The sequence below is a fragment of the Algicola sagamiensis DSM 14643 genome (assembly GCF_000374485.1).
Lineage (GTDB): Bacteria > Pseudomonadota > Gammaproteobacteria > Enterobacterales > Alteromonadaceae > Algicola > Algicola sagamiensis.
The window spans coordinates 1-22,047 of sequence record NZ_KB894503.1; the positions used below are offsets into that span (position 1 = coordinate 1).

Consider the following 22,047-nt stretch of genomic DNA (forward strand, 5'->3'; position numbering starts at 1 on the left):
GCTTGTGCCCCTTGTTTTAAAACGTCATTCAGTGGATCTATTTCTGGTGATTTCAGTGGTGATACTTTATGATTTGCCATGTGGTGTTTCTCTTTGTTGACTATTGATTTGTCAGATCAATCAACAGATTAGCACCACATTCTTTTTCTCACCTCATACACCAGAAATCATCATAGCTCCTGTGAATGCTTATTTATCTATAACCATGACATGAGCAAACTTGAACAAGTCAGGAAATGGGCAGCAGCTCTCCCACTACCCAAAGCATCAATGTTCGTTACATTGAACACTTTTTAATTTGAGAAAGTCCATGACTATAGATGACAGTGTGGACGGCACCCATAAAAGTAACGTTTGGATCTGTCTTAATAAGATTGGTCCAATAGGTCTTCCCACCTTCATCGAGCGTCCGATTATAATCTGCTTTGTATAGATGAATCAGCTTTGGATACGTAGAATCAAGCCCTGGTTTTTATTTATTTTGGATATAGCCATTGAAACCTCCACTTTGCGCTAGCTCCCAAATAATATCTCTTTGGGTTTGGGTATCACAATCGGAGTTGATGAGTCGATTGACATAACCCATGTAAAAGTGATCACTGGTATCTGGTGCACAAGCTGTAAAGGAACCTAAATACCTATCCAGCGTTGTCGTTGGCTGAACCGTGTCCGCCTGAAGACGGCGATGGCTTAAACCTATATGGTTACGTCCACGGCGACCCCACCAATTGGACTCCGATGGCCGACTTGCCTTTTTATCCCTATTGGGTATGCAATTTACAAAGGCGGCATGTTCCTATGGGATCTATACGACACCGCTCAAGTCCTGACAGATGATTGCGCCACAACCGGTGAAAAAATCATGGCTGTTGCCGGGATGGCAGCCAGTGTAGCGAACCCTATTCCTGGAATGGGCTTTGTGACCAAGATTGTCAAGAAATATGATAAATTTACAGTTGATGTTCATAAAGACTTAAAAAGAAAAGTTAAAGGTTTAGACTTTATTTAGAGTATATAAAGTGGTTAGACCCAAAAATAGCTTCTCTGGCACAGCACTCCTGCTTTTTAAATCTCCGCTCAAAGTAAACCGAATTTATTACCAATGCTTAATTTACATGCAACCCCAGAGGTGAACTTAAAACTTGCTGACTTTAAAATAGTTCTTTTTACTTATTTTCATAAGTTTAAGTTATTTCCTTTGATCTATATCACTAAATTCTGTTAAATTCCGTCCCCTTTTTTATAACTAACGATTGAACTCATGAAATTACCTAGTTTATTTTTGGCTTTATTTACTTCCCTTGCATTCATTCCTCAAGCTCACTCAGTGGCAAGCACATTAAATGTCTATTGCGGAAAGATAGATGGGAGTCATTGGTATTGGTTATTCGATGGAAACAATAACCATATTACCGTTACTGGCACATGGCATACGGATAAAGTTTCCGCTTTTGCGGAGAAGCAGTATCTGAATATTGAGATAGATGAATATATCAGTTTTCAAAATCAGTGTAGAGCAGGTTACTACGCGCAAGCTGCAAGGCACTCCTTAAGCCCTTGGTATCGATTCAGAGTGAATTTAACACAATCTGTTAATGGAGACTTCTTTTATGCACCAGGTAGAGAAAGCCTATTATTCCCTTTTAACCCAAGTGATATGTATCTAAAACAGGATATAACTCGACTCAATAACAGCCTTGATAAAGCAAGCCGTATTTATGGATATAGTTATAAATGGCGCCCAGAAACCATCAATGGCCAACAGTCTAATCGCACAGAGTATGGCGTTATTGCTCAGGAAGTACAGGTTGAATTTCCTGAGTTAGTTATCGAAGATCAAAATGGTATTCTACAAGTTGATTATCGAGGCTTAGTTCCAGTTCTATTGGACTCAGTCAAAGAATTAAAAGAGCGGTTAGAAAATCTGGAAAGGCAACATTAACCAATCTATTTTCCTGATCTCGACATAAACGCCTTCTTATCATGAAAAGAAGTTTTTCAATGATCGCTTCTTTTCAAATCCGCTTCACAAATCGTACGATTGAATTTTAAGCTAGATGCCTATAGCTCTTCGCCTCATACAAGTTTTTTTAGGCTTCTTTGACGGGTTTTCTCCTTCATCGATGGGAGGTATTCATGAATGATCCATACCTAACTGGTACTACCAGAAAAGCTTTGGTTGACCCTTAAAAAGGTACGGTATATTTTTACTACTTTTGATTTGGATCATGAGTATGCTTAAAAAATTATTTGTTCTCCCTATTTTTTTACTCTCACAAAATGTTTGTGCCGAACAAACAAATGTCTTTTGCGCTCCTGAAAATGGTGAATTTTGGTACTGGGCAGAGGACTCTAATCAACAACAAGTAACAACTACAGGAAGTTCAGGTGAGAGTTATTTATCGGATGGAAAATATTTTTCTTACTTCACGATATCATCGAATGAATACAATCGTTTAAAGCAATTCTGCGATTCAGGTCATGTGCCACAACCAGCAGAAAATCGCTTCTCAAATTGGTCAATTTTTCAAATTACCCATGAGAATGGTTCCTATAATTTTGCGCCAGGAAAATATTCATCCAACGAACAGGTAGGTCACTCTGCTTACCGCCTTTAAACAGATTTCGAAAAGTAGTTAAAAATGAATAAAATGGCTTTTAGTTCCTAATTAAAAGACTAAAAGCCATTCACCCCCACAAATATTGATAAAGTGCCTCTCGGCTGCTTCAAAATTTATAGTTTGTTTTGAGTTTACTCAAAGTGGACCCCTACCGTTCATTTCAACCATTATTTCAGACCAAGAATAAACTTTATCCCGCCGGCCCAGTCGTATACCCGCATGAAGCGCTGAACATAATGATGGAAGCATTGTCTGGTTTTAGTAACGAAATAGATGTTCAAATAATTCGTTTTCAACGGTAACAATCATTGGCAACCCTTTTCCCAACCTCATCATTCTTCATCATCTCAAACGGCAAAATTCTTCCGGTTTCGTCTCCACCAAATGGATAAAATAACCTAGAGCTAAGTTGCGAATGACACGTAGCGCGTGATGACTTGTATCGGTATTGCCTTTTTGCCCTGCGAATTTGTTGGGCTTTTTTGTTTTGGAGCTGGTGGATATACTGATGAGTGGTGTATGTTCAAATAGGTAAAGTGTTTTAGAAAGGGAAAAATATGCCTTTGTATCAAATTAACTTTGGTGAAGTATCCAAGGAAAAACAAGAAGAAGCTGAAGACAAGATTAATGTTTACCTTTGTACATTAACCCGCAATGGTCAAGCAAGGGATGACTACCATGTTGTCGTGAGTGGCAATCAGATGATGGCTTATATTCACATGAATGGACGTGATGCGATACAGCGCCAATATCATAGTAAATATGGTCTATCAGAACTGGGGCAAGTTGTAGATATCATCGGTCAAGAACCAACTTGGTCAGAAGTCGGTGGTGAGAATAAAGACATCACAACTGCGTATTCTGATGCTTCCCACCTTTTTTTGTTTACCCATTTAGGTGATGCATCATGGGGGTTATTTCATGGTGACAGTGGTTTTGGAATTCCGCTGTATTGCTTACCTGTTTCTGAATATTTCAAAGAGCGTTTTTACTTTTGGGTCAGGAATTATCAACGACTCGATGCGCTGTTTATGAATGGTTATTTGGAAATACAATGCTACAAAGAGCTTGCGTCTCCAGAGAGTATGCTGTCAAAAGAAGGCCGGAGCCTATGTGCTGAACTTTCTAAAGCGCTAAACATACCTGTCTACTATTACCTTTTACGTTACTGGGGAAGAAGAGAAGGAGAGGCGGTTCGTCTTTGTCCTGGGTGCGGTGAAACTTGGCAACAGTCTCAGCGCAATGAGAATGACGAGCTATTTCATCATTTTCACTTTAAGTGCGATCATTGTTTTCTCGTATCCCATATTGCGTCTGCATATGATGATGAGCGTCATGCAAGAATAGGTGAGTGGCGAGAGAAGAAAACTGAAAATCGGAAATAATAGAGGGGACCCTGGCCAAGTTCAACCACTCAAGGGGGCCTCTATACCCGCCCTGTGAATGTGTTTTCCAACTTTGATGCGTTTTGCCACTTCTTTGATGATGAATGCTTGTTGTATAAGGCTTAGCGGATGGAAACGGTGGAAAAAATCTTGTTTTTGGGGTTTCCAGGCTTATCGGGCGGTAGGGCTTGTTTTAACTGGAGTGCTGATGGTTTGGCGTGGAAAATTGGGTTTGGTGGTGTTTTTTGCCAGTTATAGCAGTATATAAATTGTTGTTAGTCATTTAATTGAGTGAAAATGAAGCGAGTTGTGACAAATTTATTCCGAGTAAATTTTGTAATTTATTGGTTTATTGAGATTCAATAAAGCGTTAAATGTCAACTTGTTGATAAGATTAGAGTTGAAAAAGCTAGTTTTATAAAAATATAATGTGGCGCTCGAAAAATGGAACTAAAGTATGAAATTATAAAATATAATAGGAGAAGTAAATTGTGTCTTTGATCAGACGTTTCTATCAAACAACAGAAGAAATTAACCAACTCAAAAATATCACACTTGTTTTTACCTCAAAACTTAACAATCACCGTTGATTGTTTTGCCTTTTTAGAATGAAAAAAATAGATTTTTTCATTTCTAATTAATCTTTAAATCAATAAGTTAATATTTACATAAATCGTATCATGAAATATAAAAGCTTATGCTTTGCAGCACTCGCTGCATTTAGCGCTATTCCCTCTGCAGATACACATAATGGCTTCGAATTAGCTGTTGTGTATGAGCATACTTATGGTCAAGGGCGTAAATTTGCACTCATGCCTTCAAAGGGCTTATTTAGTTCCGACCGCAATTGGTTTCCTGGATTTTTTAATGACAAGGTCACCAGTATTTATATCCCTAAAGGATCATCTATTACCCTTTATGAACATGCACATGGTGGAAGTTCAATAAAGTTGGAAGGTGATGGAAGTATTATTGAGGTTGGTCCTCGTGGTTTTAATGATAGAGCCTCAAGTTGGGCAGCCGATTATAACGTCCCAGAAACAGATTACGTGAGTGCACCATCTACGGATGATAATGGAACATTTACAGTAACTTGGGCAACAACACCCGGTGCAGAAAAATATAAAGTATACCGCAGAAAATCTGAAGGTGGATGGCAATGGTCAGGTTGGACACTTCTTTCTTCTGTAACTTCAACAAGTTATACAGAGTATAGTCTTGACGAAGGAAAATATGAATATTCCGTTCATGGGTGTGTCGATGGCGTATGTAGCCCAAGTGGCACTGAAAGTAGGTATGTGAATGTGTATCGTGCCCCAGGAAAGCCATACTCACTAAAAGTGACTGAAAAGGATGAAGAAACCCTTGAGATCACTTGGGGAGCACCATCAAGGGCATCATCCTATGTACTTCAATATCAAAAAGATAAAGGGCAATGGGTTACTCATTCTAGTACTCTTTACTCAACTAAAAAGAATTTCTCAGTTTCAAATGGTTCGACTTATCGGTTCCGAGTGAAAGCTTGCCATTCAAGATCAAGTGTGGGCTGTTCCTCATATACTTCTGCGACAACCCCATATGAGGCATTTTTTATTCCAAATACACCAAGCGAAATGCAGCTTGCTTATTCTGCAAAAGATGGTGGCTATATTTTATTGTGGGATCCATCTGATAGGGTAACCGCATATTTTGAAATTGCGAGAATGGATGGGACCATTATTGCATCTGACATTAGAGACAGCGTCTATTCAATTCGTCAATTCCAGCCGATGAATGGCAAGCATCATTATAAAATAAGAGCATGCTCAGATAAGGGACGATGCTCCGACTATACGGAAATGCGTTCGTTTAGCAATGAGTTGCTCAATCAGGATGCAGTATCAAGCTTACAAGCAAAACTGGGAGGTTTTACAGCAGAAAAATTATCCTCTATTTCCCAAATTTGCTCGTTAAGTGCTGAGGGAATAGACCTTTCAATCCCTTCTTCCAAAATAGATGTAAATAGTTTGAACTCTATTTCGAACCTTGAAAAATGCATTAGTCGTGAGGCAGATATTTTTGATATGAGGCAATCTTTAATGATTGATGTCACATCAACTGATCAACAGCCTGAGTTATTGAGTAGTGAAGATAGTAACTCAATTATCTCAAGATTCTCTAAAACGAATCGTGTAGGTATTTCTTCAAATCAATATTCATCTTTTCAGCATCATCAGAGAACCCTCAAAGTCCTGAACATGGAGCAAGAAAGTGATGATGGTTCGCAAATACCTGCTGCTGATGTGATCATCGTCAATGCTGAAGAAATTAAACTGAACGCTAAGATTGAACTTGTAGGTGAGACTGCGGATCTGGTTATAATCAGCCCAAACGACATTGAATGTGACGGCTGTTCCTTCGAGGGCTTCTCTCGTGTGACATTGGTCAGTGGTACCGCGGAGATTGATGAAACAACAGGCGCAATTGGAACCCTGACAGCGAAAGCGGGGAATACAATTACGCTTAAAAATGTCAAAGCACCCGGTGTCCTTTCCTTGGATGTGATCGCAGACCAAGCTGTGGTCGATGGTGTGGGCATGAATATGGAAGCACGCTTGGAAGGCACCGAGTCGTATATTCTTGACCCGGAAGGGGACAAGGTTGTCAGTTCTGGCGGGTTGAATCTTTTCCTTGGCACCTTGGTTGTTGACTACACCCAACAAAAAGTCATTCGGACTCAAGAACGAAAGAAAGCCAAGAGTCGTTACTCATTTTTTAATACACAAACCCCCGAAGTCAATTCAGGGGATAGCACAATCATGGGGTCGGTGGATGCCGCTGCGATCCATATCCAAACCAATGGGGCGTTGACGGTAGATAAAAAAGCCCGTCTGAATACCTTGTCGGATGCCTTAATGACCTCGGATTATCAAGGGCAATATGCGCCGATCACCGAACAGGTCCAAATCTTCCAAATCGAACCCAGCAAAGCGGTGACTGTACATGGCAAAATTCTCTCTGATAAAGCGGTGATCATTGATACCGCAGGGGGTTTCACCAACCATGGGGATATCTATGGCAAACGGGAAGTGACCCTCAGAGCGGGAGGTTATGTCTTGAATGTCGGCAATATTGATTCTGTGGCGAAGGTGATCGCAACGGGTCAGTCTTTGGTGAATCGCGGCAATATTGAAGGCGGTGAAGTCAGGTTAGTGACGGATAAATCATTGTTGAATGAATTCGGCGGCTTGATCTTAGGAGGCACAGTGCAGTTGATCTCCCAGAATGAGCTAGTGAGAAATGGCAGCTTGTATCCGTATATGGGAGAGAGCCGAAATACAAGAGATCGGCGTGGAGACTTACTTAAAAAAGATGACCCAACTAATATTGGACTGATGTCTCGCGAAGGGACAGTCAAGCACCGACACAAGACGTCTCGTGCGAATATCATTGGCGACCGAGTCGAGATCAAAGCGAAGTATTTTGAGAATATTAACCCTTATTATGTTTGGCGTCAGCATGACCGGATTGATTTGAATACACGACTGAGTAATCAAGTCAGTGTGACGGCTGAAAAGAGCTTGGACATTCTTGCGCCTGAGTATGTTCTGAATGCCTCGGCCCGTATTGGCGTGAATCGACCGGATGGTGTCTTCCAGATAGCGTCTGCGTTTGTGGATAATGAACGCTACCGTGTTGAGACTTATGTCGATGTGAAACTGAACGGCCCTGTCGAACACAACAAACAAACTAAATTAGCGTTTTACTCACCCCCAGGGCGGATGTATTCCTTTGGAGATTTTAACGCACGAGGCAGTATCGGCTTGACCAATAACACCTCCTTTTTTGAAGTCTTCGGTGATGCTCGTCTGAATTACCCCAGTGGGAAGGTAAAAAGTATTGGTCTACATATCTCAGAAACCAGTAAGTTCTCGGTCACAAAATATTACCTGAATGGGCAAGAAGTGAGTAAATATCACTGTGACAGTTTGAAGGGAGAGCCGCCGATAAGACGTGTGACGCCACGCTATCGAGATCGCCATCGCAATAGGCCCGGTTTTGATAGAGAGCGATCGATTTATGATGAGATTGATGACCATGTCATAGAGATCAGTCCGGTGGCTCAGTGTGAACAGCGGATTGTCGCGAAAGAAGGTTTTCATGATTATAGGAATGCGGTTGAACGAGAAACGTTGTTCCATGTCACGGGAAATGTCTATGCGAGTCAGTCGAACTTAAATCCATCCAATCATGACCCGATCGAGAAAGGCATGGCGTATGTTGAGGTGGAACGAGAGGCGCATTACAGACGAAAAGCACGCACAGAGGCAGGCTTTTCGACCTATATGGGTTTTTCCGAGGCCACCCATGTTGGTGATAATGAACCGAGAACGGTCACAGTTTGGGGGTACCGTCAAAAGAAATATTGTGAACGTGAATACACACACCACAACGGACATCCGGTTGACAGTAAGCCAGGAGATTATGAACGATTTGAAGAAAAACATGGTCGTGCACCATGCTCATATCACCCTACCAGAGTCGAAAAAGTGTATCACAATGAACCCTCGATATTGTCATGGTTGGACGACTATTTCGAAGAAGAAGAAAACAAAGTGAAGCGAAAAATCAGAAATTCAACGAATTGGTGGAATGAGCAGTAGGAACAGTAGTGATGACGTTAACGGATAAATACCCCAGCGAAAAACATTATCGCCCTTGGCATCGTGTGTTATCGGGCCTAATGGCATTCTTGGTTTTCTTTCAAGCGACGATCCCAGGGCTGGTGCATGCTAGCCAACTCAGGGACTTAGATATTCAAAGTCAGTTGCATTCGAATATTCGATTTGCCCCGGCGGTGGTTTCGGATGAGCAACCATATCTGTATCAGAATATTGATTATTTCTTAGATAAAAAGACGAACTTTTTTACACAAGAGGCGCACAACGGGCAACCGCTGCAATACCCAACGGGGATCCATTGGTTCTATGCCAAACATCATGCAGTTGGGCCGGATGATCTCACCTCGGATGCGTATATATTGCTTGGCAATGAGTATGTGCAATCGCGGTTTATTCGGATGCAGATTGAGTCGTTGCTCAATCGCCAATGGATCACGGCGAAATACCAGAGTGAAACAGACCAGATCTTGGCCTTGTATCGCAATGGTTTGTCTTTTGCTTCGCAGCATGGTCTTGCGTTTGGGGAAAAGCGAGCGGGACAAGCGGTCACAACAGATATGATCTTGCCGGAGCTGAGAAGACTCCAAGGGCAAGATGTGATTGTGCCAGTTGTTTACCTGACGAAAGAGACAATCCAAGATAACGCTGTCTTTAAAAAACATCGGGTTGAGTTTTTAGGGCGTTTGGCCAGTTGGGGCAGTATCAATATTGATGGTCAAACGGTGCTGCTTGGTCGCAATACGATGTTAAAAGTGGCGCAAGACTTAAGGAACCATGAAGGTCGGATACACAGTGAAGGCAGCCTGAATATCAATGTCGGCGGGACACTCGCCAATCACTCGGGCCGTATTTCCGCAGCGGAAAATATCAATATTGTCTCTCAGCAATTTGATCACAAGACGGTGGTCCATCGTTTTGGTCGCGATTATGGCTATGACGAGCGCCTGGGAAGCATTGCTTCGGTCGATTCACAAGGAGGGAATATCAATATTCAGACCTTCGGGAATACTTGGATCCAAGGTGCAGAGGTCAATGCGAACAATGGTGTGATCACGATTGATGCAGGTGGCAGCATTAATGTGTCTTCAGTGACTCAGAAATACCATTCGAACCAGGAGCATGGCGACTTCAAAAAAGAGAAGACGGTGATCAAGCACCTCAAGAGCCGTCTTTCAGCAAAAGATACCATCCGCCTGATTGCCAAAGGTGGGATCAATATCACGGCATCAGAGTTGTATGCGGATGAGGGAACGATTGAGATCATGGCTGACCAAGGGATTTACATCGGCAATGCTTTCGATCAAACCCAACACCACAATAAGTACAACGAAGGTGGTTGGAAAGTGGAACAAACGATGTTCCAAACCGTTGCCATTCGCTCCGCCTTGGATGCAGGAAAAAAGGTAGTGATCAACACTGCGCTGGGTCATATCACGCTGCAAGCTGCGAAATTAAGATCTGGTGAAGGCGCGGAGATCCGTGCAGAAGATGGCCGTGTGAACTTCCTGATGGCGAAGGAACAAGACCATTATTTCCATCATAAAATCAAAAAGACCTTCTGGAAAATCAAGACAGATACCAAAACAGATCAAGTTGATACCGCGGTTTACAACGAGATCATCGGTGGTGTAAAAGTCCATGCCACCCACGGCTTGACGATGGAGTTTGGTCAGAAGGAAGGGGTCACTATTGATGACATGATGTCAGAGTTCGCAGAGACCAAGTCACTGTCTTGGATGAATGATGTCTACAACGACCCAAGATTTAGCGGTCAGATTGATGAGGTTTATCAAGAACTCGTTGAGATCCATAAGCACGACAGAACCAGTAGCCTTTCGCCTGCTGCCATGGCGATCATTGCAATTGCTGTGTGTGTGGCGATGGGGCCTGCTGGCGCTGGCTGGGTAGGTGGTGCTACAGGGGGTTCAATACCAGCAGCATTTGGGATCTCCCAAGCCGCAATGCAAGCAGCTGCTGTGACATTGGCAACTCAAGCTGCAACTCACCTTGCAAGTGGCCGTAGCTTAAAGGGTACCCTCAAAGCAATGACATCAAAGGAGGGGGTCAAGTCTGTTGCTATTGCAATGGTTACAGCGGGTATCATGGATAAAGTCAAAGGGATGGAGTTCTTTAAGAATGCCAATGCCGGAGCCTCAACAGTCGCTCAAGCTCAACAAACAATAGATATAGCAAACCAAGCTTCTCAAGCACTTGTTCAGTCAACAGTTAAAGCAGGAATATCAACTTTAATTAATGGGGGTGACCTAGATTCCTTTAAGGGACAGTTCGTTCAGTCCTTAGCGCAATATGGTATTGACCAGCTTGGAGAGTCAATGGCTGGAGCAATTAAAGGGGCTGAGTTAGGAGATGCATTAAGATACATAGCACACGCAGCTGCGGGTTGTACGTTAGGCGTAGCAACTGCTCATGCAATCAATAACGGGAACAACTCTGGACAAAGTTGTGGCTCAGGAGCTTTAGGTGGCGTAGTCGGTGAATATGTTGGTGAGCTTACCAAGGAAGAGTTTGATGAGAAGTTAAAAAAGACTCAAGACACTTTAGAGAAAGACTTTAACTTTCTGAATGACCCGAATGTAAATATGAATGATAGAGCTGCTTATATTGCTGCTCGTCAAAAAGAGTTAATTGCTCTTAGGGATTCAGGCGTTGACTTAGCGAAGCTTTCAGCTGGGTTAGCAGCCTTTATTGCTGGTGGAGATGTTCATATAGCTGCTTCAACTGGTGAAAATGCAGCAGAACATAATGCATTTGGGGCAGCAGGAGCAATCGTTAAAGGTCTCAGTAGGTTTGTTGTTCGTGGAAGTTCTAAAGCAATGTTATTGCTTGGGCTTTACGATAAGGTCTCAACAGCTAAGACAATGTATGACTTAGGTGTTGCTTTACGTGATGGAGATACAGAGACAGTAAATCAAATACTGAGTGATATGGCTGAAGAGGGTTTGATCACATTAACCTTGAAGCAGCTAGTCCCAGGCGGTAAGAAATTACAAGAAGCAGTCCAAAAACTAAGAGAACAAGGTAAACATCTATGGGCTGATGATTTATTACATTATGCTACAGAGGCTCCCAGTGGTGTTCTAAAAGGAGATTTAAAACCTGGAAAGTACTCAGATACAAGTCATAGTGGTGATGTGCCTGTAAAGGTTAACACTTGGGTAAAAGGTGTTGATACTGAAAAAGTATTTAGTGGCACTAAAGGAAAAAGGAAGGAGTTAAGAAAGAACTTTGAAAAAAATGGCTCCAATGTCACAGACAAAGAGGCTCATCACGTTATACCTTGGGAGTTTCGGGAACATAGACTTATTAAGGAATTAAATCTTGATATGAACGATTTAGCAAATGGTATAATGCTCCCTTCAAATAGAAAAGTAGCAAATCCGAGCGATGTGACTGAAACCATTCATGGGACTCATGCTCACTATAATGAAGCAATTCGAGATATGCTTGAGGGGATTGCAGGATCTAAAAACTCTATTGAAGCTAAAGGTGAAATGGTTATAGAACTAATAGAAAGGGCTAAAATTCAATTACGCTCTGGCCATCCTCCTCTTATGAATAAACATGGTTCACAAAATAAAGATGCTTGGATTGAAGTTCTTAGCCCGGTATTAGATAGAGGTAGAAAATGATATTCGAGTTTTTTAATCCTGAAAGCGAGCAACAAGCGATTGAAATAAGAAGAGTAGATAAAGCTCTTCTTAGCCCTTGTTTCTTGTCAGGGTTATCAACAAAAAGTTTGTACGAGATTGCTAAATCTGATTTTCTTCTGACTACAGATTTTCCAAGTCTGCCCATGAGGCTTGATGGGCATGATCAATATTATGACAAGGAGCGTGATTTTGAGAATTACACAGAAATACTTGAGGAAGAAGCTGGAAGAGTTCAATTTTGCGGTGTAGTTTCCCAGGAAGAAAGCTCTAGGATTTTTACTGCAACTACAGAGTCCTTCAACAAAATGACAAATATTTTGTGGAATCATATAAACAAAAAAGTTCTTGAGCTTGGTCTCAAGGCTGAATATGGTGAGTTATCAAAAAAGTTTTGTTTAGAAATTAAAGAAGTTGAATGGATATATGAAAATTGTCTTCTTACTGTAATCCATAATGATTTCTATTTTATTCTCAAGGCAATCGTTTTTGGTGGGCTAAGTAACTCTGCATTAGCTCTTAGAATCTTGGAGGCATATGAAACTGGAGGGATTCCAGGTGGTTGGGTTGGACCTTTACCTGAGGATGATGGAAAGCCAGAAGATTGTTTGCAGTTGTTTCACTTCGGAGGAACTTCTTAATAATTGTTTGCTGCGGATGGGAATGTTCGCAGCTGTCCCTCTTATTAGTTCCAATAAACCCAAGGGGACCCTGGCAAGTTTCAAATATCAAGGGGGGTTGTAAACACCGCGGTAAGAGAAAGTTTTTTGAATTTCAACGCATCGGCAGCACCCCATACCTCCAGGCCGCATTCTGACAGGGTTTAGGGGGTCTAGAGGTGCCGAAATTTTTCGAAGGGGTTTCACACCACTTTTTGTTGGAACTCAGGGATATCAAGGGCTGTAGCGATTTGGGGTGCCGAATCAGGTTTTAGGCAGTTAGGGATGGGATAACCTAACTCTCTGACTCAATTGATTATTTTAGAGCAAAGGTGGCTTTTTAGCCACCTTTTTTTATGTCTTGAGCTATCTAACTTCACTCCTCATATTTTGATGATGTCAGGAAAACAAAGTACTGAAAAATAGGATATAATGCTGTTTCAAATTTACAGATGATCGTATTGATAGAAGTCACTTTTCTGGAATGATAATAACTGATTTATATAAAGAAGCTCAGGCGGTTTCTCTGACTCCGAAAGGTTATAGTGAAGATGAACTTGAGCAGATAGCACGTCTATATAATATCGTCATTGAAGGCCAGCTCAAGGCCTTTTTAGCAGAAATGGGCAGAAGTGATGGCGGCTTAATTGGAGATGATATGATCCATTTATACAGGCCGACGTGGAATGTGAGAACGCATCTGTTTTTCCAATTTCAGTTTTTCAATGATATTCAAGACATTGGTTGTTTCGAATTCCTCAATAAGCCATTTGTTTTCGCTTGGATCAGTGAAACTCAATATTATTTTGTGCAAACGTCAATTGGCGATCAGGTTTTTCATTATGACGAGAATACAGAGGAAGTTCATGAGACCGAGTGGGACCTGTTAGGTTTTATTCAGTATTTAGCACGGAATAGCCAAAGTAAACTGAGAGCGGAAGGTGACCTATTACGGATATAGAGAGAAATGACTTTCTGTAGCTAAACTTATTCCATCTCATATTGAAAAGTGTTGGAGAACATGCCAATCACATTCTCATTTCAAACATCCGCATTTGATGTCAGCCAAGAGCCGGAAAACCCGATTAATCCAATTTATGGTAAATCGCTCTTAGATTGGTTGAAGGAGAGCTTAGAAGGCACAGTCGCGTTGATTGAGCCTGATGCAGAAGATTGGGGTTGGTATAGTGAATTGTCTTGGGAAGGAGAGAGTTACTTGATTGGTGCAATCGCTTATTTCGAGAAAGGAGACGACCCCAAAGAAAGCATTGATTGGATATTCCATGTTGAGAAACACCATCTCTTTTTGTAAAAGTTATTGGGCATGAATAAAATGACAGTAGATGATCCATGTGTTGTTCTTTTAAGCACTAAGGTAGAAAAGAAAGTCGGTTCAATGAAGTTATTGAATACTTAACCCCCTAAAATAACCACTCCAACCACGATTCAAACCGAAATCCAAGTTTCCACCAATATCCACAATTCCCACACACCAATAGCCCCCTGTCACTATCATGATGCCAAAACACTTAGAATTCAAAAAGGTTATATTTTAAGCGCCCTCGTTAGCCCCTGAAATCGGGAATGGTGACAGTGCGCTAGAGAATTACGTCGATTTTGGTCAGAAATGCCCAGTTCAAATATTCAACAAAACATTCCGATTACAGCCATTCCAAGTACCATCCACTATCCAAAATAGTCGTCAGTCAATCGTTTGATATTTAACCGCTTGAAATTCAGAAATACCGATTATGCCACCAACGGAAATCCGTCTGTTTTTGCGTTGGAAAAGTACTGTATAAGAAATTTTTTATTTAAACGTTATTTAAACCGAATTTAAACCAAAAAAGAGGGACAAAAGTGGAGGTAGGTAAGTGATTGATATTTAGTAAGAAATTGGTCGGCGCGACTGGATTTGAACCAGCGACCCCTGACACCCCATGACAGTGCGCTACCAAGCTGCGCTACGCGCCGACCGTGGGCGTTATATTATGGTTTCCTGAGAATATTGCAAGCGTTTTTTGTTTGGGTTGAACATTATATATTCAATTGATATTTGAGTGTGCTTTTTATAGACAATCTGTTTTGTAGAAGGTTGATTTTATGTGCGATTTTTTTCAGAGCCCTCCATATTTTTTATAAGTGAAAACCCTCTAATAATCCCTTCTTATTATTTTGAAAATTTATTGTACAAATTGCGATCTAGGTTATAGGTTTAATCTGTAGCAAAAATAAACACACTGCTGCATACATTTCAGAGTATTAAGGAATTGTCATAGAGAGGGATCTTGGCCTGTCCGCATGTCTGCTGTTCGTCCTTCCAATTGACAACTATTTTGAACCATTCGCAAAAAGGACATGGATGATGCGGGATAACAATTCTTTTATTCAACATCTTGAAGAACATAGCTCGTTGCAAGCGCAAGAAGCACCACAAGGGTGGCATCCGCTGAGCTGGCAGCGTTTTTATGACAAAATGACACAGCTCTATTCTTCCAATGATTTAGCGCAAGTGATGCAGGAACTCTCCCAGGCTGATCCACTCGTTGCAGAAGACGATATTCTTTCGCTTAAACGTGAATTAGCTGATGTCTACGAAGGAAAAAAGTTGTATTTTCAAGCTGGTGATTGTGTAGAACTATTTAAGGATGCCAATCATGTCAGCTTTCAGTCACGTCTCCTCTTTTTAAACTCGATTTGTCGCTACATTGAAAAATCACACGGCCATGATGTGGTTGCGATTGGTCGACTTGCTGGACAATTCGCGAAGCCACGATCAGCGGAGACCGAAGAAGTCAATGAGATCACAATGCATACATTTATGGGTGAAATGATCAATGATTTTGCCCCAAATGTATGGGCAAGAAAGCCGCAAGCTAACCGAATGTTATGGGCTTATAATGCAGCAAGATTTGGCATGGAGTCTATCCAATACTTACTGGCGAATGGTATCAATAACCAGCCAATTCAGCCTGTGTTTACGTCGCATGAAGGACTTCATCTCCATTATGAATCATCGCAGACAGGCTATGGCATCGAGAAAAAAGGTTACTTTAATTTTAGTTCTCATATGCAGTGGATCGGGATGCGGAGCCTTCATGAGGACAGCCCTCATCTGGAATATTTTAAAGGGATTGAGAACCCAATTGGTGTCAAAATTGGTCCATCAGTAACACCGAAAGACCTTCAGCAAATGTGTCAACGTTTGAATACACGGAACGAAGCAGGAAAGCTGGTGTTGATCACGCGATTTGGTGCATCCCAAGTGCAAGAAAAGCTGCCTTCAATTGTTCAAGCTGTGCAGGATATCGGTGCAAAAGTGATCTGGATCTGCGACCCCATGCATGCCAATACGGTGAAAAATCTCCATGGAGTGAAAACACGTTGCATAAGTGACATGAAAGAGGAAATTGTGCAGACAGCTCAGGTCCATCATGAAGCAGGTACACGATTTTGTGGATTGCATTTGGAGACCAGCCCTGATGACATTCAAGAATGTGCGAATCATCCGAATGAAGTGGACTGGATAAAAGAAGGACCTGCCTATCAGACATACTGCGATCCAAGGCTCAATTATGAGCAAACGCTTAATGTCGTCGGCGCTTTTTTAAGACAGCTTCAAGGAGTAGATAAACGATGAAGGAACTGTATGAAGGTAATATTCATGGATTATCCCCACGTGATGTCATTGATGCAGCAATGCGTTGGCATTTTCATCCAGAAACAGGTTCTCCCTATTGGTTGGAAAAGTTAAGCCAGCTCGATTTCGATCCATTAACAGATATTCATGATTTTTCTGATCTCCAGCGATTTCCTGATATTACGAATGATTGGAAAACGCTTGATGTGACCCAGTTGATCCCGAAAGGGTGCTTGGCACACCTCAGTGATTTTCATGTATTTGAAAGTGGTGGGACAACGGGTAATCCGAAGCGTATCGTTGAGCACACATCTCGCAAACATGCATTAGGTTATGTTGAACAGCAATTTAGCGCTCTTGGTTATCAATCAGAGACAAACGAACATTGGCTTCACTTAGGGCCAACCGGGCCACATATTGTAGGTCGAACTATCAAAGAGCTTGCTCGCCGTGACGGGAAGCTGTGTTTTCAGGTTGATTTTGATCCACGATGGGTAAAGAAGCTGATTTTACAAGGCAAGCAAGAAGAAGTGTCACGATATAAACACCACTTACTTCAACAAGCGTATGAGCTTATTCGAACACAGGAAATTTCTATACTATTTATTACGCCGCCGCTTCTGGAGGCCATTTGCCAAGATCCACAAATGCTGGCCTGCTATCAGGAAAAAATCAAAAGTATCATCTGGGCGGGGACATCAATTTCCTCAGAAACCTACCATTTGATTACGACACATTATTTTCCAAACGTTATATTTATGGGACTTTATGGTAATACCATGATGGGGATTGCACCACAAAGGCCCCCATTCAGTGAAGATGATGAAGCATGTGTTTATCAGCCATTGTATCCATTTTGTCGTGTGCACTTTGTTGATCCGCAAACACAAAAGGAAACGGCTTACGGAGAATATGGTCAACTCTGTGTTTCACTCATTACACCTGAGCTATTTATTCCGAATAATCTGGAAAGAGATTATGCAAAGCGTGTTCGATCCCCTGGGTTCCCTCATGATGGGATAGCGAATGTCGGGCCGCTTCCGGGTAAAAAAGAAGCAGTGACTGAAGGAGTATACTGATGATTTCGATTCACGCGATTGTTGATTCAGGGTTGTATGAATCGAAAGATAAGCAACCTTTGCAATCATTGAATGACATCAGGCTTGGAGAAGTCTCACAAGCACCGGAGCTGCTTGTTCATCGAACATATCAAGGACTGTTAGATAGTTCCCCCATTGATATTGAACATGTGATGCTCTGTATGGAGCGGGCAAGTGAGATTTTTTTATCGGACTGTATCTATGGACAAAGCTTTGAGGAAGCTTGTGCGGCTGTGAACCAAATGACAGGGTTGCCGATTTGCGATATTCAGAAAGCTTTCGAGGAGATCTCGAGTTTTATGCGGCATATCCGCGAGACGCTTTCACTACAGCGCCGTTCTCTCTACTGTGAGGAACGCGCAGATGGTGTAATGGTGATGGCCTATGATCGTCCAAATGGTGAAGTGTTTACTGCAATCATGCCTGGCAACCACCCTGCGGTAAACACAGTTTGGCTGAATGCACTTGCTTTGGGATATAAAGTATTGATCAAGCCAGCGCAAGATGACCCAATTACCGCTTATCGTATGATGGGTGCATTGGAAGCTGCGGGACTTCCCTCTGGATGGATGGGATTCTTACCTGGAAAACGAAACATTATTCAATCCTTGATCACGCTGAGCAAAGATCAACGCTTGATGTTTTTTGGTGGGCAAGCGGTTGAAGACATGTATGGCCATTTATCTCACGTGATCATTCGTGGCCCAGGGTATTCGAAAGTATTTTTGGATGAAACATTCTTTCTAGAAAGTAACGCTTGTTTAATTGAAAACCTCGCAAAATCACTCAGTGACAGTGCGGGAATAAAGTGTACCAATGCAAGTGGAATTTTACTGGACCATGTGCCTGTTTCTGATATTTTCGAGCCATTAAGGGCGCATTTGAATCAGCTAAAAGCACGACCTTTAGGCCACCGTTGTGCTCAATTACAGGTCTATTCTATTGATAAAGCGAAGCAGTTAATCCAGAACTTATCTTCCTTGAATCCGGAAATATCGGAACATCAAATGCAGTCTGAGTTACTGGTTGAATTTGGTGACGGAACGGCGGCTATTCTGCCTTATATTTGGATTGCAGAAACAATGCCTGAGCGATTCGAGATTTCTGGTGTCTTTGCTTGGATTAAATCTTTTCGTGATGAAGCCGAGCTGTCTTCCACACTTTCCCTCAGTCTTCTCTCAAATGATGAGAAGCGGCTTTCGAATTGCCTACGCAATGCCAAGATCAGGAAAATAAATATCGGTTTGCCAACGACAATCGCAGATCCACGAGTACCGCATGATGGTGCGTTGTATGACCAATTGTTTGAGCGCGTTGGTGCGATGTCAAGTGCACAGCAAAATACATTATTGAGGGAGCAACTCCCAACTTAAGCTGTATAACAGGAAGTAAACAACAACTACACGTGAGGAGAGACGACCATGCCAATGACGATTCAAGATTTATCCGTTCCTTTTTCGATAGGAATGCCAAAGTATGATGCCCCTTGGTTTCCGAACTTTGATGTCGCAGAAATCAAACCAGCACAAATGCCTGATGCGGATTGGAAGCGTAGATTTACCAAATTAGACCTATTTGCGCATAACGGCACCCATGTTGAAACGTCGGATCATGTTTTTCGGGATGGGAAGACAATCGATGGTTATCAACTGACACAATTTGTCGGCCACCCATTTGTGTTGAACTTAAGGCATTTACCAGATGCTACACCCATTCAGCCTGACATGATTGAGTCGCAGCTTGCAAATTATGATGGTGAAAAGCAACCCATTTTACTCATTAACACAGGCTACAATGACAGAGCATGGGGGAGTGAGACATTTTGGACAAACTCACCATACCTGACGCCAGAAGCTGCGGCGTTGATCGCCAGTAAAAAGCCAAATTTTATTGGGATTGATTTCCAAACTGAAAAACCCAGAGAAAAGAGCTTTGTGGTTCATAAGACGCTATTGTCCAGCTGTGAGTTGCTTTGCGAATATTTATTCAACCTGGATAAACTCAACCGAGAGTCATTGTTTGTCGCGCTTCCCATTAGTATTGAGAATGTTGAAGCTGCGCCAGTCCGTGCGGTTGGCATCAACTTTTAAGGATAATTAGGACAATGACACAATATACCGCTGTGGTATCCGGTGCTGCCAGTGGCATCGGGTTGGCTTGCACGAAGAAGTTTTTAGTCGAAGGAATAAACGTGATTGGACTTGACTTAAATGAGTCTCGGTTTCCTGCGTTACGAGAGGAACTCCAGGGTTTGCCGGGACAGTGTCAATGGATTGCAGTGGATGTATGTCAAGAGATACATTCTATCTCTGATATTGGCTTGAACAATGATGATGAACAACTGGTTTTGGTGAATAATATTGGCGGGTCCCAGAAAGATAAGATCAATTTTGATTCACTGTCCTGGGACGATATGTTGTCATCCATGACATTGAATCTAAAGCCGGCCTTTATCTTGATGCAGTTACTCCTTCCTATCATGAAAGCCGCAAAAGCTGGGCGGATCATCAATATCTCATCAATTGCATCACGTATGGTGCTTCCAAGAGTTGGGGCAGATTATCAAGTGGCGAAAGCTGCGCTTAATGCTTTATCACGCAAAGTGGCCGCAGAGTATGCTGCCGATGGGGTTCAAGTCAATACGATTTGCCCAGGGATCATCGGCACAGAACGCATCTTGGCCAGGTGGGAAGAAAAAACTGAGGCTCAGGTGGCGCTGGATTTGGCCAAGATCCCGCAAAATAGACTAGGGACACCGGAAGAAATAGCCGAGATGGTTTTCTTTTTAGCAAGCCCCCAAAGTGTTTACCTTCAAGGTGCAGTCATCGACATAAATGGTGGACTATATCTCGCCTAAGTGTTGTGACAACAATTGAGACAAGGACTGAAACAAGGACAGTCAAATGAATACAGAACGCATTCAACGTGAATTCCAGATGGATCCCAGTGTTCCGCAACGTCAGCGAGCGCTCCATTTGGTCCAAAACTTAAAACAGCAATTTCCAGAGCTCACTCAGGAATTCTCCAGCCTCTTTAGCTATTACGAACAAGATGAAAGTATTTGCTTAATTGGTTTAGGCTGTGAAGCCGATATTCGGGCAGATTTAAAAGACAATACACTTAGTTTAAGTCTCACGATCAATGAAGAGGAGGCAATCACAGTTCATGCATCATTGGAGAGCCAATGCTTTCATCGCTATGAAAAAATATTTGAGCACACACATCGATTTATTCAACAAGTGAAGCCAATACTTGAAGCATCGTTAGGACACAAAGCGTCAACTATTCCTTTTTTGGGTGGATGGAAGTGTGTTACAGGACAGTCAGATACAGAGAGTTTGATTCGATTCACACTCCCAAAACTCATGATCACTTTATCAAGTCAATCTTGTTGTGTTTCTGGTACAAAATCATTGGTTGAGCCAATCACAACGGCTATGCTCACAGAGAATTTAAACTCTGCAATGGCACTCTATACACGACCAGAGTTTAAGCATTATCGTGCCACCCCCACGTGTCGAGAATACATTGATAATCTGGTCAACACGATGGAAAAAATGGAGCAAAACTGCCATAAAGTTGTCCTTGGAAGGAAAAAGGAATTGCAGTATGAACAGCCAATTAATCCATTACAGTTGTTGCACCAGATCCAGAAGCTCGATAAAAAAACTTATGATATCTATATGGACTGGCCTGAAGTGGGTGCATGGATTGGTGTATCACCAGAAACGCTTGTGGTGAAAGAAGGCCAGTATGTTCGGGTAGAACCGCTCGCAGGTACGCGAAAAGGTTCTGATCATCAAGCGCAAGCAGAAAAGTACAAACGGGAACTGATCGATAGTGAAAAGGAAAATATAGAGCATGAGACAGCATCCGATTTATTCTTTAAGGCACTTTCTGATACGTGTGAGCCAGGCAGTGTGATTGAAAAAGAGAGTAAATCTATTCTCGACTTAGGTTATGTGCAGCATTTAAAAAGCTGTATTCAAGGGACCACCCGACCAGAGACGTCAATATTCCATATTCTCGCAAAAATATATCCCCCAGCGACGATTTGGGGCTTACCTATCCGACAAAGTGAAGCGCTTATCGAGAATTTCGAGCCATTTCAACGTGAGTTCTTTACGGGTGCTTTTGGCTTTTTCAATTTAGAGGATGCAGCGCACTTTTCATTGGCAATCCGCGTGGCCAAAATTCATGGTGAACAGGCTTCAGTTTTTGCGGGAAGTGGGATTGTTCAAGGCGCTGATCCTTATCATGAGTGGATGGAAACCGATAATAAAATGGCACCATTCATAAAACCTTCTTTATAA

15 protein-coding genes and 1 tRNA gene are annotated in these 22,047 nt (G+C 42.1%); 15 read left to right on the plus strand and 1 reads right to left on the minus strand.

What is annotated here, in order from left to right; genetic code table 11:
• The first annotated feature begins 700 nt into the window (after positions 1-700).
• From C505_RS0116295 to C505_RS22725, 9 genes are all read left to right on the plus strand, one after another.
• Positions 701-1,009: a hypothetical protein gene (locus C505_RS0116295; protein ID WP_018693701.1), complete on the plus strand. Its 309-nt coding sequence runs from the start codon at positions 701-703 to the stop codon at positions 1,007-1,009.
• 252 nt (positions 1,010-1,261) lie between these two features.
• Positions 1,262-1,942, plus strand: coding sequence for a tail fiber domain-containing protein (locus tag C505_RS0116300; RefSeq protein WP_018693702.1), 681 nt, complete (start codon positions 1,262-1,264; stop codon positions 1,940-1,942).
• A 292-nt stretch (positions 1,943-2,234) separates the two neighbouring features.
• Positions 2,235-2,618 (plus strand): hypothetical protein, encoded by a 384-nt coding sequence (locus C505_RS0116305; RefSeq protein ID WP_018693703.1) that lies wholly within the window; start codon positions 2,235-2,237, stop codon positions 2,616-2,618.
• A 560-nt stretch (positions 2,619-3,178) separates the two neighbouring features.
• Positions 3,179-4,006 carry a DUF2310 family Zn-ribbon-containing protein gene (locus tag C505_RS23850; protein ID WP_018693704.1) on the plus strand — a complete coding sequence of 276 codons (828 nt, stop codon included), beginning with the start codon at positions 3,179-3,181 and terminating at the stop codon, positions 4,004-4,006.
• 680 nt (positions 4,007-4,686) lie between these two features.
• On the plus strand, positions 4,687-8,649 hold the full coding sequence (locus C505_RS0116320) for a fibronectin type III domain-containing protein (RefSeq protein ID WP_018693706.1): 3,963 nt from the start codon (positions 4,687-4,689) through the stop codon (positions 8,647-8,649).
• Between the two features lie 11 nt (positions 8,650-8,660).
• Positions 8,661-12,317: a DUF637 domain-containing protein gene (locus C505_RS0116325; RefSeq protein ID WP_018693707.1), complete on the plus strand. Its 3,657-nt coding sequence runs from the start codon at positions 8,661-8,663 to the stop codon at positions 12,315-12,317.
• Entirely contained in the window at positions 12,314-12,976 is a 663-nt protein-coding gene (locus C505_RS0116330) for a hypothetical protein (RefSeq protein WP_018693708.1), read from the plus strand. Before C505_RS0116325 ends, C505_RS0116330 begins: the two co-directional genes overlap by 4 nt.
• A 502-nt stretch (positions 12,977-13,478) precedes the next feature.
• Positions 13,479-13,955 (plus strand): hypothetical protein, encoded by a 477-nt coding sequence (locus C505_RS22720; protein ID WP_018693709.1) that lies wholly within the window; start codon positions 13,479-13,481, stop codon positions 13,953-13,955.
• A gap of 60 nt (positions 13,956-14,015) precedes the next feature.
• On the plus strand, positions 14,016-14,306 hold the full coding sequence (locus C505_RS22725) for a hypothetical protein (protein WP_018693710.1): 291 nt from the start codon (positions 14,016-14,018) through the stop codon (positions 14,304-14,306).
• Positions 14,307-14,891: 585 nt separating this feature from the next.
• Here C505_RS22725 and C505_RS0116345 read toward each other — a convergent pair.
• Positions 14,892-14,968, minus strand: a tRNA-Pro gene (locus C505_RS0116345).
• Positions 14,969-15,359: 391 nt separating this feature from the next.
• On the opposite strand from C505_RS0116345, the gene C505_RS0116350 reads away from it, so the two are divergent.
• From C505_RS0116350 to C505_RS0116375, 6 genes are read left to right on the plus strand one after another with little or no spacing between them, the layout of a single operon-like run.
• Positions 15,360-16,634, plus strand: coding sequence for a 3-deoxy-7-phosphoheptulonate synthase (locus tag C505_RS0116350; protein ID WP_169337059.1), 1,275 nt, complete (start codon positions 15,360-15,362; stop codon positions 16,632-16,634).
• Positions 16,631-17,713 (plus strand): acyl-CoA synthetase family protein, encoded by a 1,083-nt coding sequence (locus C505_RS0116355; RefSeq protein ID WP_018693712.1) that lies wholly within the window; start codon positions 16,631-16,633, stop codon positions 17,711-17,713. Before C505_RS0116350 ends, C505_RS0116355 begins: the two co-directional genes overlap by 4 nt.
• Positions 17,713-19,107, plus strand: coding sequence for an aldehyde dehydrogenase family protein (locus C505_RS0116360; protein ID WP_018693713.1), 1,395 nt, complete (start codon positions 17,713-17,715; stop codon positions 19,105-19,107). Before C505_RS0116355 ends, C505_RS0116360 begins: the two co-directional genes overlap by 1 nt.
• A gap of 48 nt (positions 19,108-19,155) precedes the next feature.
• Positions 19,156-19,824 (plus strand): cyclase family protein, encoded by a 669-nt coding sequence (locus tag C505_RS0116365; protein ID WP_018693714.1) that lies wholly within the window; start codon positions 19,156-19,158, stop codon positions 19,822-19,824.
• 14 nt (positions 19,825-19,838) lie between these two features.
• The gene (locus tag C505_RS22730; RefSeq protein ID WP_018693715.1) at positions 19,839-20,591 is read left to right on the plus strand and encodes an SDR family NAD(P)-dependent oxidoreductase; all 753 of its coding nucleotides are present in this window, start codon (positions 19,839-19,841) and stop codon (positions 20,589-20,591) included.
• Between the two features lie 46 nt (positions 20,592-20,637).
• Positions 20,638-22,047, plus strand: a complete 1,410-nt coding sequence (locus C505_RS0116375) for a chorismate-binding protein (RefSeq protein ID WP_018693716.1) — start codon at positions 20,638-20,640, stop codon at positions 22,045-22,047.